We start from the raw sequence: 17,189 nt of genomic DNA on the forward strand, positions 1-17,189 counted from the left end.
GTGCCGGGGGTGGTTCGGCCCCGGCACCCGTTCCGTGATCACGTCGCGGCGGGAGCCTTCTCGGGGGCGGGCGTGGCCGACGAGTCCTGCCGGTAGAAGATGTCGATGTCCACCTCTTCGCCCCCGACGATCAGGGTGTCCCACGCCCCGCTCTCCAACAGGGTCCGCAAGGTGCCGGAGTCGAGGGTTTCCAGATGGTCCCGGAGAGTCGAGTCGTCGGGCATGCCGGGAACGCGCGACGACAGCCGGTCACGGATCCCCCGCAGCCGTTCCATGAGCGCGTCGGTGTCCGTGTTCCTGTCCAGGTCCTTCCCTTCCGACTCCTCGATGCTCTGCGCGATCTTCTCCTTGATCGCACAGCTGACGCCGTTCTCGTCGGTGGTGATCATCGTGTTCCAGGCTCGGCTCTTGTGCCGGTACTGGAGCATGGACATGGCCGCCTCGTGGCGTGCGAAGTCGGCGTCCCGGAACGGCCTTCCGGTCCATGCGCCGTTGAGGGATCGAGCCAGCGAGATGGCCGAGCCCAGTCCGCTGTTGAGCCCGCGGCCCGGCCAGAAGTGGATGGCGTTGGCGGCGTCGCCGAGCAGGAACCCGTAGGTCCCCGGGGTGGTCGACGTGGCCGAGCGCAGCCGGGTCGTGAACCTGGGCCGCTGCACCATGTCGAGCCGGAAGGCCGTGACGGCGCTCAGGTCCCTCTCGGCGACACCGAACAGCGCCAGCCCCTGCAACACCCGCTTCCACAGGGCCGAACCCCTGACCATCGCGGGCAGGAAGAGCGTGCTGTGCGTCGAGCACTGGAAGTCGCCGTGATCGTCCCGCCCCATGACGCACGGGCGTGAGGCGATGCAATCCTCGAACACGTGCCGCACCGGATCGATACCGATCACTTCCGCGGCCTCGGCATCGGTGAGCCGCATGTTCAGGAACCCTTCGCCGCGAAGGGCATTGAGGAGAAAGCGGTTCTGAGCCACGGTCAGCAGGACCGTCATGGGATCCGTCAGAGTCGATTTGACGCGCAGGCCCAGGACGACATCCTGAATGTGCTGGCCGTGCAGCGAGTAGATGGACTTGTCGGCGTTGCCGAACTTGTCGGTGAAATACTCCCGTGTCCGGGAGCGGCCTCCCTCGCACACGGCGAGCACGTGGTCCTCGGATTCGGCCTTGTGGTACTCGGCCGGGTCGAACGCCTCGGGAACCAGCCGAATCCGATCCGGCTTTTCGTTGGCCAATTCGAGGAGGGTGTCCTCGATGTAGGCGATCCGGAGGTTTCTCGGGTTGTAGCCACGGAGCGAATCGGGGCCCACCGGCCACATTTCGGAGTAGGCGTCGCCGCGGAACAGCCGCGCCTGCACCTCTTCGGGGAGGTTCAGGTACTGGCGGCTCTGCACGGTGACGACCTGCTGCCGCCTGACGTTGCCCTGCCCCTCGCTCTTCCAGACGACCTTCGCACCGTCCTGGACCCACCGGCCGTCGTACACGGTGATGGCCACGCGCTGCCCCATGAGGTGTTCCAGGAGCAGAGCGAAACTCAGGCCGACGGGACCGCCGCCCGTGACCGTGACGTTGAGCACGGGCCCTGCCGCCAGCGTCGCCCTGGAAGGAGTGAGCGGCCGCAGCACGGAGAGGTCGAGGATGGTCTCCATCGCGTCGGCCGCTTCGAAGCGGAAGGTCTCGGTGCCGATCTCGACCAGGTCTCCGGGCTGCAGTTCGTGCGATGTCACACGGACCCCGTTGACGCGCGTTCCATTACTGCTGCCGCTGTCGTACAGCACGAATCCATGGCGCTCGCGACGCACCTCGGCGTGAAAGCGTGAGACGTTCCCCCCGGTGATCACGACACTGTTGTCGCTGTTGCGGCCCAGGGTTACCGGTGTGGCGCCGATCGGGTAGTTCTGTCCTGCCAGAGAGCCTTGATGGCCGACAAGTCGAGGCGGCATGGGTCACCCAATTCCATGAGTCACGGATCCGATGACGAGATGCGAGACCGGTCACGAACGACAACACCCCTGCACCACACACCGCGAGTCGACCGGCACGCAGAGCAATCTTAATCCGGGCGTGAGGTCGCTGAGAAGGCGTCCGGACCGACCGGCCATCACACGGTGCCCATTCCGTGAAGATGTAACAGCAGTGGCCCGATCGGGGCTGCCGAGTCGGATGTGAAGGACGGGGGACGGAGCGATGAGGGGGCTTCGTCCCAGGAGCAGGCCCGCCGCACTCGGGCTTCAGCCGCCCTTCCTGCGCCCGCCTCCCTTGCCCAGAAACCGCCGCAGCTTCGTCAGCGGCCAGGTGTTGATGACGTCGTCCGTCGTCAACCAGCCGCGCTGGGCCGTCGCCACTCCGTAGCGCATGTACGGCAGATGGGTGATGGCATGCGCGTCGGAGTTCACGGCGAACTTCACGCCGTACCGTTTCGCGCGCAGGACGTCCTCGTCGCACAGGTCGAGCCGCTCGGGGTGCGCGTTGATCTCCAGAGCGGTGCCCGACCGCGCACATGCCTTGAAGACCGCGTCGAAGTCGGCGTCGATGCCCGGGCGTTTGCCGATCCGTCGGGTCGTGGGATGGCCGATGACGGCGACGTACGGGTTCTCGCAGGCACGGATGAGCCGGCGGGTGAGTTCCCGTCTGCTCTGGTTGAAGTGGGAGTGGACCGAGGCCACACAGATGTCGAAGTCCGCGAGGAACTCGTCGGGCCAGTCCAACGAGCCGTCCGGGCCGATGTTGAGCTCCGTGCCGTGCAGCAGCCGCATCCTGTGGTGGACGCCGTCGAGTGCGCGTACCCGCTCGCGCTGGGCGAGGATCTTCTCGTCCGTCATGCGCTGCATGTAGAGGTTCGGGGCGTGGTCGGTGACGGCGTAGTAGGCGTATCCGCGTGCCGCGGCGGCGGCGATCATGTCCTCCAGCGGGGCCAGCCCGTCGGTGAGGTCCGTGTGCGTGTGCAGATCGCCGCGGATGCTCTTCTCGGTCAGGAGCTCGGGGAGTTCGCCGCGCAGCCCGGCTTCGATCTCGCCGCGGTCCTCGCGCAGCGCCGGCGGGATCCAGGGCAGTCCGAGCCTGTCGTAGATCGCCTCCTCCGTCGCGGACGTGAGGCTCTCGCCGCTCTCGGCGTCGAAGAGTCCGTACTCCGACAGCTTGAGGCCCTGGCGCACCGCGAGTTCGCGCGTGCGGATGTTGTGCGCCTTGGAGCCGGTGAAGTACTGCAGCCCCGCGCCCCAGGAGTCCGGGGGAAGGACCCGCAGGTCCACCTGGAGACCCGCGGTGGTGCGTACGGAGGTCTTCTTCTCACCCCGCGCGATGACCTCGGCCGTGGACGGAAGCGCGACGAGGGCCTCCATGAAGGGGGCCGACCGGCGCGCCGCCACCAGGATGTCGATGTCGCCGATGGTCTCCCTCATTCGGCGCAGGGACCCCGCGTACGCGCATCGGACACAGCCGCGGATCTCCGAGAGCTCCGCGACGAGCTGCTCGGCGATGTCCATCGCGGCGCTGACGAGGATCCGGCCCTCGCCGGCCCTCCGCAGGACGGAGATGCCGTGCAGGATGTTCTCCTCGGTCCGCTCCCCGAAGCCCTTCAGGTCGCGCAGCCGTTCCTGGTGGATGGCGTCGATCAACTGGTCGACGGTGGTGGTGCCCAGCTCCTCGTACAGGACCATGGCCTTGCGGGGGCCCAGCCCCGGGATCGCGATCAGCTCGCGCACTCCTGCCGGCACGGCCGTCCTGGCCTCGTCGACGACGGACATACGGCCGGTCTTCAGGTACTCCAGGATCTTGTCGGCGACGGACCTGCCGACGTTCGGAATCTCACGCAGCCCCTTGGCGTCCAGCGTGGAGACGTCCTCCGGGTAGCCGCCGACGGCACGTGCGGCCTTCTCGTAGGCCCTCGCCTTGAAGGCCTCCCCTCCCCGGATCGCGATGAACTCGGCGTACTCCCGGAGCAGCGCCTCGACCTGGTCGTTGGCTCGGGCCATGCCTCCAGAGTGCCCCGCGGGCGCCGGGCGGGCACGCCGGGCGCGTACGGGGCACGGGGCACGTGCTCAGGCGCCGTCCCGACCGGCGGAGTCGGACGGTCCGGCGGACACCTCGTGCCTGTTCTCGACCGCGGGTTCCTCGTCGACGGCGGGGACACCGGAAGAGGGAAGCAGTTGCGGAATGCCGTCGACGATCGGATAGCGGCGGCGCAGACGCGGGTTGTAGAGAGCGCCCCCGATCTCGTCGAGGATCAGCGGACCCTTGTCGAGCGGGCAGGCGAGGATCTTCAGCAGCGGGTTGTCGGGATTCATGACCGTGCTCCTTCGGAAGTGGGGGTATCCGCGTCGTGTCGCGGCAGGGTGAGCAGGACCGTCAGTGCGAGCACGGTGCCGCCGAGGCGCAGTAACAGCCGCAACGAGTCGTCGGGCAGCGGTTCGTCGAACGCGATCGTGCCGCTCACGATCGTGAACACGCAGGTCACCGTCGAGCACACCGGGACGATCAGTGACGCCCGGCAGCGCTGGAGCGCGGTCTGCGACAGCACCAGTCCGCTGACCCCGGTCAGCAGGAGGAGGTACGGGTACGGGGAGGCGAGCAGGGCCGGCACGGAGCCCGGGAGGTCCGAGGTGTCCAGACGCCCGGAGACGCCCTTGATGGCGAGCGAGCTGACGCCGTAGATCAGACCGACCGCGACCGCGTAGGCCACTCCGGTGGTCGGCTGCCGATGGCGCCGGCGGGCTCGCCGCTCGGCGGCCGTGTAGAGCACCAGCCCGGCCGCGAGGGTCGGCACGCACAGCGCCAGCAGGATGCCGGTGGGCGCACTGCGGCTGATCTCCTCGCTGGTCCCGTACAGCGAGGCCACGACCATCACCAGGGCCAGACCGATGACGGCCACCGTGCGCCGCTCACGGCCGGAGGGGCGCTCACCGAGCACCACCGACGAGAGCACCAGCAGGAGGACCAGACCGGCCAGGAACAAACCCTGGGCGGCGGCGATCGGCAGTGTGCGGTAGACGGCCAGCTGCGCGGCGAACCCCAGGGCCAGCGCCATGGCCCCGCAGATCCACAAGGGCCTGCGGGCCAGCAGGATCAGGGCCCGGCCCGGCTGCGCGGCGCTCAACGGCGGCATGCCGGCGAGCGCCCGCTTCTCCAGGACGAAGCCGGTGCTGTACAGGACGTTCGCCACCAGCGCGGCGATCACACCCCACACCACGGGCTACACCTTTCTCGCATGCACGAGGAGGATGGAGGCGAGGGACGGCAGCCCACAGGCCAGGCGGTCCAGCGGGCGGAGCGGGCGGGGCACTCCGTGGAACGGCGCACCGGCGATCGACACCACCTCGAACCCGGACGCCGCCACGAACTCGCGCAGCGCACGCGCCGTGTACAGCCTCAGATGACCCACCACCTCGCTGCCCGGTCTGCCGTGGATACGGCGCAGACTCACCTCGGAGAACACCGGCTGGACTCCGGCGAGCAGCAGGGCGCGGTTGTACCAAGCGCCGAGGTTGGGCGTCGAGAGCATCAGATGCCCACCGCGTCGCAACACCCTGCGCAGCTCGTCGAGGGCACTGTCGGGGTCGACGAGGTGCTCGACGACTTCGCTGAACAGCACGGCGTCGGCACTTCCGGAGGCGAACGGCAGCCCGCTGCCGGTCAGCTCTCCGCGGACGACCTGGCTCAGGTGGGTGGCCGCCCGGCGCAGCGCGTCCTGCGACCAGTCGATCCCCACGATGCGGTGCCCGTCCAGGACGCGGGCCGCGGTCGCTCCGGCCGAGCCATCCCCGCAGCCCACGTCGAGCACGGTCGCGGCCGGGCGGCCGGGCCCCACGGGGCCGAGCGCATCGGCCAGCATCCGGGCCTGGCGCAGTGTCCGGGCTTCCCCGGAGGCGACGGGAACGGTGGGGTTCTCGTAGAAGTCCCGCAGCCCGGGGACCGGTCGGCTCGGCGAAGTCACCGCCGCCTCGGGCGACTTGCCGGTCGCTGTGGAACCCTTGGCGGAGACGGTCATGACGGCCTCTTCCAGCTGTCTCGGGTGGAGCGGGCTCCACGTGGTGTCGGGTCCGGATGCGGTGTGTCACGGTGGTACGGCCCGTCCGGGCTCCGGGCGTGATCCCGGGCCGCGGACGCCTCGGCGTCCGCGGCGGTGGTGTCCACCGCTGGGATGCGGACTCCCGGCCCCGCCCCCGGCGGGTTGTCCACAGCCGAGGTGAGCGACGTCGCCGCCAGCGACTCCTCCAAGAGGCCCACCAGATCCGCGCCGGCAGCGTCACCGAGCAGCGCCCGCGACCAGCGCAGCGACACATGCAGTCGACCGCCGGTGGAAGCCGCCGCCACGCTCAACCCGCGCGGCATCCGCGCCGGTGCGGAGAACCACACGGCTGTCGCCCGGCCGGCGTCGCCGAAGTCCAGCGCGTACGGCACGCGTCCGACGTTGGTGACCAGCGCCGTCGACGTCCATGACGCCGCCGCCCGCCGTGCGCCACGGGTGAGCACGCCTCGGATGCCGACCGGTAGCAGTGGTGCGGTCAGCAGACTCGCCCCGGCACCCAGGGGGGCGCCATGGGCCGACTTCAGCGCGTGGGTTCGCCGGGCCGTGGTGCGCAGCAACCGCGCCACGGCTGCCGGGTCCGGCCGTGCACCGAGCAGCAGGTCGGTGTCGCGCGGGTCCTCGGAGGTCATGGGCACCTCGACGAGGCGGGTTCCGTTGCCCATCGGCATCTCCGCCCCGCGCGGCCGGTCGTCCACGGGCATCGTCATCCGTACCGGACCGGCCGGCCGGCCCTGTGAGATGTTCCAGCGGCCCACCATCAGCGATGCGGCGACCAGCAGTTGGTCGTTGACGGTCCAGGGCTGGAGGACTCCGTTCCGCGCCGCGCGCCGCGGAACGGGCAGGTCCGCCTGCAGCATGCCGTTGCCCACGGCGCGGGCGCGTACCGGCCCGGGGCGGGAGTCCGGCGCGACGCGTACGGGGCGCGCGCGTACCGCGCGGCCGGTGCCGCCGGTCCCGATCGGAGCCGGACCCGAGCGTCCGGGCCGGACCCGCCCGGTGACCGGGAGGCCGGCCACGCCGCCGTACTGTTCGGCGGTCGTGGCGAGCACCCGCAGCCCCGACGGCGCGTCGAGGGCCGTGTGATGCATCGTCAGCAGCAGCACGGTCCCGGTCTCGGAGGCCACGCCCGCCGCCGACGGCTCCGGGGCGGCCGTTTCCCCGTCCACCTCGACGACTTCCAGGCGCAGCGGCGGAGACAGGGTGAGCGGCGGGCATTCGCTCAGGGCGCGGGTCCGGGCCCGCGCCAACGCGTCGAGGCCCCGTCCCGCGAGGCTCACCGGGTCGCCGTCCGGTCGATCGGTCAGCTCCCACGCGAAGGACCGGCGGTGCCGACGGCCGGGCACTTCGCGCATCAGCGCCCTGGGATGCGCCAGCAGCGCCCGCCGGAAGGCGACCCGCAGCCGTGCCGGGTCCAGCCGTCCCGGCAGATGGACCTCGATGTGCACGCTCTCCGGTTCGTCGTCGTCGAGGCAGTGCCGGGACACCTCGTCGACGGTCGGAAAGGGAATGCGGACCCCGCCCGGAGGGGTCGCCGTCCCCCTCCGGGCGGCGGTCCACGGCGCGGTCACGAGGGGAAACCTCCTTCGCGCCGCCCAAGGGGCGGATCGGGCCGGTGCCCGTCGCCGGTGCTGCGCGGCCTGACCGTGACGACCGGTCCGGCCTGCGGCGCCTCGGAATCGTCGTCGTCCTCATGTCCGTCGTCATGCCCGTGTCCGGAGGGCACGGACTCCGGCCTCACCGCCGTCACCAGCGCGGCGGCCAGTGCCACCAGCGCCAGCACCTGCGCCACGCCGCCGAACGCGCCCTCCCCTGCGGCGACCGGCTCCCCGGCGCCCACGGCCGCGACGAGGCCCGCTCCGGCCATCGCCGCCGCCGCGATCGGCACCAGAACGGCCGGCCGTATCCGCGCCGCCACAGCGAGCACGGGCACGACCAGAGCCGCCGGCCCCGCCACTACCGCGACGACCGCGGTCAGCGCGAGCGTCCCGAGCAGCATCCCCGGGGCCGCTGGTTCGGGCAGCCTCGCGTCGGCCTCACCGGCGTCGCGCCGACGGCCCACGAAGGCGAGGGCGACGAGGGCGACGAGCGCGATCGCACCGCCGATCAGGGCCGTCCTGTACGGCCCGGAGGGCTCGAACTCCATGGTCACCGTGCCGGACGCCCCGGCCGGTATCACCCAGGCCTGCTGCCAGCCGTCGAGGCGCACCGGCTCCAGCTCGGTGCCGTCGAGCATGGCCTTCCAGCCGTCGTTGGCGTTCTCGAAGGTCCGCAGGTACGCGGCCTCGCCGGAGCCGGCCGACACGGAGACGGTCCGGCTGTCGTCGGTCCACCTGGTGACGGTGGCCTCGCGACCCGCCGCTCCCGCCATCGCCTGCGGGGTGCCCCGGGTCAGCGTGACGTCGGTGATCGCCAACGGGCCCGCGTCACCCGCCTCCACCTCGTGGTCGCCGGGCGGGAGTTCGAGAGTGCCGTCCTTCTCGTCCCCCGCGCAGAGGGTGACGGTCACGGGCCGCCGCTCGGTGAGGTCCCTGACGAGGCCGGAGGCCTTCGTCTTGTGCAGGACACCGCCCACGGCGAGGTCCGGTCCCTTGCCGCACGGCAGCGAGAAGCGCGCGGTCGGCTTCGGCGACGGCACCCGCAGATCCGCGAGTGCGGGAACGTGCACCTCACTCAGCCCGACCGGCAGCTGCAACTGCGCGTTCGCCACCGGATTGTGGACGGTGAGCGGGGCGACCCTGCTGATGGTGATGTCGAGCCGGTTCGTCTCGATCTCCGGGAAGCGGACCCGCCCGTTCTCGTCCACGTCGGCCACGGCGGCGCCGTCCGGGGAGCTGATCATCACCTGCTCGGGCCGGGTGGACACCCCACCCGCCGGCGCCAGGATGATCTCGTCGATCTTCTTCTTCTTGGGCCAGCTCAGGTGGACGACCGGCCGGTCGCCCGCTATCCAGGCCGTCGTCAGATCACCGTCGACCAGGTTGCGGGCGCCGAGTGACGAGCCGTTGCGACTGGTGGAGTCCACGGAGGCCGTCAGCCGGTTCTTCGATCCCGGAGCCGAACGGTCCAGGAGTTCGTCCAACGGGCCGCCGAGTACCGCGACGGCTCGCGCCGACACCTTGAACTCCCCCGATTGCTGGGTGGTGAACCGCCGGTGCAGTCCCACCTCGGCCGATACGGGCGACAGACCGCCCGCGTCGGTGCCCCGGTGCAGGGAGTACACGGTCGTCGCCGCGTCGGTGCGCTCCGCGTCGTCAGGCAGCACCAGCATGCGGGTCACCTGCACGTCCGGGATCGACACCTCGGAGAAGCCGGCCCCGGACAGGCCCGGTCGTGCCTGTTGCGCGGCGACGACGGTGATCTTCATCCAGGACGCCTCGCCGGACGGAGCCTTGACGGTCTGCGGCAGGCCGTTCGTCTGCAGCGGGCTTTCGGCCGAACCGCGGTCGGTCTCGATCCGCACCTGCGTGGGCGCCGCGCGCATGGCGTCGCCCGGCAGGGGCGTCAGCTGGATGGAGGCCGGAATGTCGGTCGGCCGGGAGAACTCGACCTTGAGCCACTGGCCGGCTGGCCTGCCGGGGCTGCCCTCGGCCCACGCGGTGTCCGGGTTGCCGTCGAAGGCGTTCACCGGGTCGTACTGCGGCAGGTGGAACAGCCAGTTGCCACTGCTGGAAGCCGTCACGGACTCGGCGCCGCGCAGCTCCGCCGTCGTCTGGTGGTCGGTGCCCTCCGACGGCAGGATCTGCTTGGGCTTCTCACCCGGGTTCTGCAGGCTGCCGGAGTGATTGAGCTCGTCCGCCGTGTAGGTGTACGAGGTGTTGTTGTTGACCAGGCCGAACCGGGTGTCGGCTCGACGCAGCCCGTCCGCGACCGCCTTCACCGGAGCGACCACGCCCTGGGGAAGCCTGTCCCCCGCGAGTACGGCCGGCCGCTCGGCCATCGAGGGGTCGGCGGACAGCTGGAGCAGCGACTCGGGTCCGCCACTGACCACGGCCGTGTCGGCCACGCCCGAGACGGCGACCCGATCGGGCCTCCCGTCGCGGTCCTGCGGCTGGTAGATCTCCATGGCCTGGAGCCGCGGGTAGAGCCCCTGCACCTGGAGCGGGGTGTCGGCGGCGATGCGTCCGCCGGTCACCAGCGGGCCGAACCCGGCGACCTTGCGGTAGCCGGACGACTCCAGGGTCCGCTTCACCGTCTGAGGCGGGACGTAGCCGATCTGGTCGGGGTCGAGGTCGTTACGGACGACCACCTCGTGCATGCCGGCCCGCGCCAGGTACGCCCGTAGCCCCGGAACCTCGGTGCCGGACAGCAGCGCCTGCTCGACGGCGTCCGTCATGCGGCGTGCCCCGGGAGTGCCGAAGGGTACGAAGTCACGCTGTGCCCAGGGCGTCTCGGCCAGCACGTCGAACGGCTGGTCGATGGGGGAACCCCAGGTGTAGATGCCGTGCGCCGTCGCCGGGACGACCAGCGCCCGGCTGCGGGGGGCGTTGTCCTTGAGCCAGGCGGCGGCCTGCTCCCAGTGCGTGGGCAGCTTGGTGAACGCCCCGGGCTGCAGGATCGAGCCGTTGACGTACGGGAGCGCCAGGCCGGGCAGTACCAGTACCGCCGCGGTCACGGGCACCCAGCGCCGGCCGCGGAGCGCGCGGGAACCTCTGCTCTCGGACAGCACGGCTGTCAGATGGGTCAGTCCGAGGGCGAGCGCGAGGGCCAGTCCCGGCTGGAACTTGTAGATGTTGCGGAACGGCTTCAACGGCCCGTTCAACCAGTCCTGGACGACACCGTGGAACGGACCGCCGAAGGCTCCGCCGTACCCGGCGAGCGTGATCAGGACGACGGCCAGGACGGTCAGCAGCAGCCAGCGGCGCTCCGGCAGGTCCCGCCGGGCCAGGCCCGCGAGACCCAGCGCGGCGGCGAACGCCGAACCGAGGATGGTGACGACGGAGGTCGCGACGGCCCAGCCGGCCGGCAGCCATGCCTCACCGAAGTTCAGGTAGGCCACCCAGTTGCCGGCGCCGCGCAATAGCTCGGTCGCGGACATGGTGGCGGTGGTGGTGTCGGCCTGCTCGACGTACGGCATGAAGTTCTCGCCATGCATGCCGAGCAGGAGCAGAGGCACCACCCACCAGACGGTGGCCAGCACGACGCCCGGTATCCACCAGCCCAGCAGCGCGCGCCGGCGCCGGCCGGGCGGGCGGCTGAGCAGGTACAGCCCCACCGGCAGCAGCGCGGCCAGCGTGGAGGCGGCGTTCACGCCACCCATGAAGGGGATCAGCAGGGCCGAACGCGCGGCGGCCATCCGGTGGCTCAGCGTCGCGGAGGTCAGCGGCAGCAGCACCCAGGGCAGCAGGGCACCGGGCAGCGCGGCGGCGGACGTCGATCCGATGACGATCGTGAAGGTGGGCCACAGCGCGTAGACCACCGCACCGACGACCCGGGACGCGGGCGTGCCCACGCGCAGCCGCTCGGCAAGCCTGAGCGCGCCCCAGAACGCGGCGGTCACGATGATCGACAGCCAGAGCCGTTCGGCCAGCCACACCGGGACCCGCAGCAGGTCCATCAACGCGTAGTAAGGGAGTGCTGGAAAGGCATAGCCGATGTACTGGTTGGCTATGCCGCCGAGACCGACGTTGCCGTTCCACAGCGAACCGAGGTCGCCGATGAAGCGCCAGGGGTCGAGGGCGACGCCGAGTTTCGTCTCGAACGTCATCTTTCCCGGTGACACCGCGAGGAACGACACCAGCGCGACGGCCCAGAAGCCGAACAGCAGGCGTCGTCCGCGCGGCTCCCCGAGCGCCTCCGACGGCGTCGGGCCGGGCTGCGGCACCCAGGTGGGCGCCTGGACCGTAGTGGTCATGACCGTTCCTCGCTTCGCAGACTCATGGGCTTCGCCTGAGAATCAGCAGCAGATTCCAGGTGGCGATCTCGCGGAGTCCCGGCACCCGGGTGATCGTGCTCGCGAGGAACGGCCAGTAACGGGAGCGCGCCGTGACGACCTGCACGTCGTCGCGGCCACGGACGTGCCGCAGGGTGGGACCGATGTGGACGGGGAAGAGGTTCTCGCCGAGCGTGTGCTTGGCCTCGCGGCCGGTGCGCCGTGCGTAGCGTGCGCGGGCCCGGTCGGCCCCGAGGTAGTGCCAGGGCGCGGTCTCGTGACCTCCCCAGGGGGAGAGCCAGTTGGTGAACGACAGGTAGATCAGTCCGCCGGGGCGGGTGACCCGCGCCATCTCACTGATGAACGTCTGCGGGTCCGACACGTGCTCCAGCACATTGGACGAGAAGCACACGTCCGCCGCCCCGTCGGCGAGCGGCAGCAGATACCCGTCGGCGAGAACCGCGTTCTCGGTGACCGGGCCGCGAGCGCCCAACTCCCGCAGGTCGGGCTCGAAGAGGTAGCTCTGCGCGCCACGGCGGCGGAACTCCTCGGTGAAGTGGCCGCTGCCGCCGCCGACGTCCACGACGATCTTGCCCGGCAGGTCGACATGACGTGCCACCTGCGCGACCGAGTCGCGGGCCAGCAGGGTGTAGCACCGTTCGGGATCGCTGGGTTCGCGCATGAACGCCCGGAAGAGCGCGGCCGATCGCTTCAGCGACGGATCCTTGAATCCGCGTTCGGAGATCTCAGTCATGGCCTCTCCTTCCGCGTCCCGGGGTGGCCGCGCGGGCCACGGCCTCGGCGGCGACCGCCTGGAACTGACGGACCGTCGCGCTCCAGCGGAAGCTCTTGGCGCGATGCGCGGCGGCACGTCCGAGGGCCGCGCGCCGCTCGGTGCTGAGGGCCAGGGCGCACCACGCGGCGGCGAACGAACTCTCCCCCCGGGCGAGTACCCCGGTCTCCCCGTCCTCGACGGAGTCGCACAGGCCGGGTATGTCGAATCCGATCGCGGGGGTGCCCCGTGCGGCGGCCTCGGTGACGACCAGCCCCCAGCCCTCGACCAGGGAGGGGTGCAGCAGCAGCCATGCCTCGCACATCAGCCGGTGCTTCTCGGCGTCCGACACCCGGCCGGTGAACGTCACCGCGGGGCCGGCCATGGCTTCGAGCCGTTCCCGTTCGGGGCCGTCGCCCACGATGACGAGGCGGCCACCGGTGACGGGGCGGACCCGCTCCCACAGCCTCAGGAGCAGGTCGATGCGCTTGTACTCCACGAGTCGGCCGATGGCCAGGAACAGAGGTTCCTTCGCCTCGGGGAGCAGCGGGCCGGGCTCTTCGACACCGTTGTTGACGATCCGGATGCGGTCCGCGGCCACACCGATGCCGCGCAGCTCGGAGGCGGTCGACTCGGAGACGGCGACCATCAGGTTGTCGCGGTGGGTGCCGGCCAGTGCCCAGTGCTCCAGCCTGCGTCCCAACCGTGCCGCCGGGCCCGGGTAGCGCATCTGCCAAAGATCGGTGTGCACGTGGTTGACCAGGCACAATGTCGGCCCTCGATGCCACAGCGGCGCCAGGTACGGCATGCCGTTGCACACTTCGACCAGTAGGTCGCAGTCACCCACCTCGCGGGCGAAGATCGCCCTCGCCCGCAGGAAGTGACCGGCGTCGCCGCCCGCGGAGATCACCCGGTAGTCGCGTTCGGCGGCCGGGCCGCCGCACACGAGGGTGACCTCGTGGCCGTCGGAGGTCAGGCCGTCGGCTATCCGGTCGATGAGCAGTTCCGACCCGCCGGCCGCCTGGTTGGCCAGGTCACGGCGGGCGAGAAAGGTGATCCGACGCGGCAGGGGCGTCCCGGGGGATGCGAGGTGCGGATCGGCGGCAAGCGAGTCGGCGACATGGCCGCCGGTGCGGAGGTGAGCGGGGACGGAAGGGGAGTGCTTCTGGCCGAGGGCCAGAGCGGAGGCGCGCTGGGGCATAGGGGTGCTCCAACTCGGCGGCTGCGGGAGGCAGGCGGGTGGGGGTGGGGGGCTGCAGGCGGTGGGGCGGCAGGCGGGTGGGGGCTGCAGACGGGTGAGGGCTGCAGGCTGGTGAGGGCTACAGACGGTGGGGGGTGGCAGGCGGTGGGGCTGCAGGCTGGTGCGGGATTGCCGGGCTTCCGGGGATGAAGCGCTGGGCTGGCTCGGTGTGCGGGTACTGCGTGAACCGCGGCGCGGACGGTGGACGTGCGGCCGTCTCGACACCTGACCGGTGACGGACTCCTGAGGGTGGGAGCCCGCTCACACCGGCAACCTTGCTCTTACTCGGGGGTAACGTCAGTCTTCGTTCGGCACGTCGTTCCGGCTACTCAGCCCGGTGACAAGTTCGGGACGCCGGTCCCATGCCGCTTTGTCACTCTGCTGAGTGTTCCGGCCGCCGACGGCCGCGTATCAGCAGCACGACACCGACCGCGGCGAGCAGGCCGCCCAGGACTCCGCCCGCGAGCGGGACGGTCTCGCCGAGCAGCTTCAACCGCCTGCCGTCCTCGGAGGCCAGCTTCACCTGCTCGAGCCGGGTCTCGTCGGTGAACTCCAGCCGCTCGCTGGACAGCAGGGTGACCGCGTCCTTCTGCGAACCCGGGGCCCGCAGCGTCTTCGTCGGCGCGATCGCCGCGTTCATGATCCGACCCGTTCGCCGGTCCACGGTCAGCTCGATCCTCGCGTTGGAGTACCACTCCTCGGCCAGCACCTGGCCCGGCTTGGTGCTGCCCACCAGCACGCCGGGCACCATGCGGGTGCCGGTCGCGGTGGCCTCGACAGTGCCGACGAAGCGGTAGCCCTCGTGCCCGTCGACCTCGGTGACCTCCTCGAACTCCAGCGGCACGGCGGCGCCCAGGGTGCTGTCCCACCAGGTGTAGGCCCGCTTCTCGACGTCGAACGGGAACTTCAGGTAGGCCTCGCCCTCGAACCCGGGCTTCTCCTCGCAGCAGTGCACCGGGAGGTTCGTCCGGCGGTCGGTCACCCAGCGTTCGGTGGTCCACTGCAGGGACTTCCGCGGGTCGGCCAGCGGCAGCGTCTTCGGCGTATCGATCTGGGTCGACACGTCCCAGATCGCGTTTCCGCTGCGCTCGCTCTCGGCCACGTTCCCCAGCACGTTGCGGGTGATCGTGATCGTCTGGTCGTCCACGGTGGCGACGGACCCGGTGTCGAAATAGCTGCCCTGCCCGCTGAAGACGGTCGTGGAGTTCACATCGGTCGGAGTGCGCTTCGCGCGCGGCTCCACGTACCAGACGAGGAGCTGGGTGAGCACCAGCAGAAAGACGCCGGAACCCAGCAGAATCAGGGACAAAGGTGATGTTGAACGACGCATACGGGAACTCCGATACGGGTGCGATATGCGAGGGGCTCATGGGCTGCGCGGGAAGGGACCACACGCACGGATTGCGGCCTGCCCGAGAGGGGGAGGAGCGGCTTACCCAGGAGTAACAGTGACGGTGAACGGCGAAAGTAGGCGGCCCTTGACCTTCTGTCAACGCGCCTCGCATACTGACCGCGCCGGACCGGGCCGGCGCGCTGGGTGACAGACCTCATCGACTGAGAGGCCGATCATCCCCATGCCCAGACTGCTCGCCGCCTTCCTGACCTGCATCGCCTCCGCCGCTCTGGCCGCAGGCGCCGCCTTCGGAATCGTCGCCGCTCTCGACGCCACACCCGAGCAGCAGAATGTGCCGCTCGTCACATTCCCCGACCCATCCGCCCCCGGGGCGACCGGCACACCGGGCTCCGGCGCGGGCTAGGTTGTGAAGAGGCGAGCCGGTGACCGAGCGGATGTGGACCGGACCCCCGGGAGCGATGTTGTGGAAGCGTCGTCAGCGTGGCACGACGTGCCACGAGAACGGATTCAGGAGTTCGCCGACCGCGCCCTGGCGCAGGTCCCCGAGCTGGCAGAGGACATCCTGGCCGAGATCCGGCGGAATCATCCGGGGCTGGTGTTCATCGCCGACGAGTCCGGGGAGCCGAAGGCCCTGGTGGCGATCCGGCATGCCCTGGAGCTCTTCGTCGAGCAGATGACCACGGGAGCGGACCGGCCTGGCGCCCTTCCCGAGGTGTTCCAGGACTTCGGGCGCAGCGAGGTCGCACAAGGGCGCAGCCTGGACTCCTTGCAGGGGATCTACCGGCTGGGCGTGCGCCTTTCCTGGCGGCGCATGGCCGAAATCGGCCAGCAGGTCGACATCCCGTCCGCGGCCATGTACGAACTCGCCGAGTCCGCGTTCGAGTACCTCGACGTCATGGTGGCCCAGTCGGTACGCGGGTACGCCGAGGCCGTCGCCCGCCAGGCCGGAGAGCGGCTGCGCCGGCAACGGCTTCTCGTCGATCTCCTGCTGGCCGAGCACCGTACGGATCCGTCCGCCCTCCTCGCCGACCGCGCGGCCGACGTGGGCTGGCAACTGCCCGAGAAGGTGGCGGTCGCCGTGCTGCTTCGCCCCGCGCTGGAGGCTGTCGCCCCTGCCGTGGGCGACGGGGTGCTGCTCGACATGGAGGGCGAGCAGCCGCGCCTGGTCGTACCGGACCCGGACGCCCCCGGTCGTGCGGAGTTGCTGCACCAGGCGGTGGCCGGCTGGTCCGGAGCGATCGGCCCGTCGGTTCCCCTGACGGAGGCCGTCACGTCGCTGCGCTGGGCCGAGGCCGCGGTCGGGATGATCGAGCAGGATCTGCTGCCGCGAGGGCGGCTCCTGCAGTGCGGCGAGCACGTCGAAGCCCTGGTACTGCTGCCCGCGGAGGAGTTGATCGACGATCTTGCGCGGCGGCGCCTGGCTCAGCTGGACGAGTCGGGCGGCCCGGCCCACACCCACCGTCTCGCCGAGACACTGCTGGCCTGGCTGGAGACACGGGGCGGTGCCCCGGAGGTGGCCGCCCGCCTCGGAGTCCACCCGCAGACCGTGCGCTACCGGCTGAGGCAGCTCCGTGAGCTGTGGGGCGAGGACCTGGACGACCCGGACCGCCGCTTCGAACTGGAGCTGGTACTTCGTGCCCGGCGGCTGCGCGGCGATCTCGCCCCGCCGCATGACTGACCCCGGGGCAGTACCGCAGGCAGACCCCAGGCCGATCCCGGTCGGCCCGGAAGTCCGCCGCCCGGGGCACGTCGGCGCAGGCTGTCATCACCCTGTGGCGCCCGGCCCGGGTGGCCGTGGCGGCCCCGGCGGCCGGAGCGCCGCGCAGATGTCGCATGTCCGTGGTGGGGGCGCCGGGGGGCGGCGCGGCGGGGCCGCCGGGGGGGGCCCGCCGCGGGGGGGGTAAAGCCAAGACCGCGCCCCCCGGGCGCGGG

At 71.1% G+C, this 17,189-nt stretch carries 12 protein-coding genes; 2 read left to right on the forward strand and 10 right to left on the reverse strand.

All coding sequences use genetic code 11. The annotated features are described in order from the left end of the window. Positions 1-38 precede the first annotated feature (38 nt). The 10 genes from ACFQ7Q_RS26380 to ACFQ7Q_RS26425 all read right to left on the reverse strand — a co-directional run bounded on the left by ACFQ7Q_RS26380 (position 39) and on the right by ACFQ7Q_RS26425 (position 15,233). On the reverse strand, positions 39-1,937 hold the full coding sequence (locus tag ACFQ7Q_RS26380; RefSeq protein WP_383559324.1) for an FHA domain-containing protein: 1,899 nt from the start codon (positions 1,935-1,937) through the stop codon (positions 39-41). 288 nt (positions 1,938-2,225) lie between these two features. After that, the gene (gene polX / locus ACFQ7Q_RS26385) at positions 2,226-3,968 is read right to left on the reverse strand and encodes a DNA polymerase/3'-5' exonuclease PolX (RefSeq protein WP_383559326.1); all 1,743 of its coding nucleotides are present in this window, start codon (positions 3,966-3,968) and stop codon (positions 2,226-2,228) included. 66 nt (positions 3,969-4,034) lie between these two features. Further along, positions 4,035-4,280, reverse strand: coding sequence for a Trm112 family protein (locus tag ACFQ7Q_RS26390; protein WP_383559328.1), 246 nt, complete (start codon positions 4,278-4,280; stop codon positions 4,035-4,037). Continuing rightward, positions 4,277-5,182 carry a DMT family transporter gene (locus tag ACFQ7Q_RS26395; protein ID WP_383559330.1) on the reverse strand — a complete coding sequence of 302 codons (906 nt, stop codon included), beginning with the start codon at positions 5,180-5,182 and terminating at the stop codon, positions 4,277-4,279. The genes ACFQ7Q_RS26390 and ACFQ7Q_RS26395 overlap by 4 nt, the downstream gene beginning before the upstream one ends. A gap of 3 nt (positions 5,183-5,185) precedes the next feature. Next, positions 5,186-5,980 (reverse strand): class I SAM-dependent methyltransferase, encoded by a 795-nt coding sequence (locus ACFQ7Q_RS26400; protein WP_383559332.1) that lies wholly within the window; start codon positions 5,978-5,980, stop codon positions 5,186-5,188. Next, on the reverse strand, positions 5,977-7,590 hold the full coding sequence (locus tag ACFQ7Q_RS26405; protein ID WP_383559334.1) for a condensation protein: 1,614 nt from the start codon (positions 7,588-7,590) through the stop codon (positions 5,977-5,979). Before ACFQ7Q_RS26405 ends, ACFQ7Q_RS26400 begins: the two co-directional genes overlap by 4 nt. After that, entirely contained in the window at positions 7,587-11,873 is a 4,287-nt protein-coding gene (locus tag ACFQ7Q_RS26410; RefSeq protein ID WP_383559335.1) for an alpha-(1->3)-arabinofuranosyltransferase family protein, read from the reverse strand. The genes ACFQ7Q_RS26405 and ACFQ7Q_RS26410 overlap by 4 nt, the downstream gene beginning before the upstream one ends. Before the next feature lie 22 nt (positions 11,874-11,895). Next, positions 11,896-12,645: a class I SAM-dependent methyltransferase gene (locus ACFQ7Q_RS26415; RefSeq protein ID WP_383559336.1), complete on the reverse strand. Its 750-nt coding sequence runs from the start codon at positions 12,643-12,645 to the stop codon at positions 11,896-11,898. Continuing rightward, positions 12,638-13,864: a glycosyltransferase family 4 protein gene (locus ACFQ7Q_RS26420; RefSeq protein ID WP_383559337.1), complete on the reverse strand. Its 1,227-nt coding sequence runs from the start codon at positions 13,862-13,864 to the stop codon at positions 12,638-12,640. The genes ACFQ7Q_RS26415 and ACFQ7Q_RS26420 overlap by 8 nt, the downstream gene beginning before the upstream one ends. A gap of 412 nt (positions 13,865-14,276) precedes the next feature. After that, positions 14,277-15,233 (reverse strand): DUF3068 domain-containing protein, encoded by a 957-nt coding sequence (locus ACFQ7Q_RS26425; RefSeq protein WP_383559338.1) that lies wholly within the window; start codon positions 15,231-15,233, stop codon positions 14,277-14,279. Positions 15,234-15,477: 244 nt separating this feature from the next. Here ACFQ7Q_RS26425 and ACFQ7Q_RS26430 point away from each other — a divergent pair, with 244 nt between their 5' ends. Further along, the gene (locus ACFQ7Q_RS26430) at positions 15,478-15,660 is read left to right on the forward strand and encodes a hypothetical protein (protein WP_383559340.1); all 183 of its coding nucleotides are present in this window, start codon (positions 15,478-15,480) and stop codon (positions 15,658-15,660) included. Between the two features lie 87 nt (positions 15,661-15,747). Further along, positions 15,748-16,935 (forward strand): PucR family transcriptional regulator, encoded by a 1,188-nt coding sequence (locus tag ACFQ7Q_RS26435; protein WP_383559342.1) that lies wholly within the window; start codon positions 15,748-15,750, stop codon positions 16,933-16,935. The last annotated feature ends 254 nt before the right edge of the window (positions 16,936-17,189 follow it).

It is taken from the genome of Streptomyces sp. NPDC056527 (assembly GCF_042794475.1).
Classification (GTDB): Bacteria; Actinomycetota; Actinomycetes; order Streptomycetales; family Streptomycetaceae; genus Streptomyces.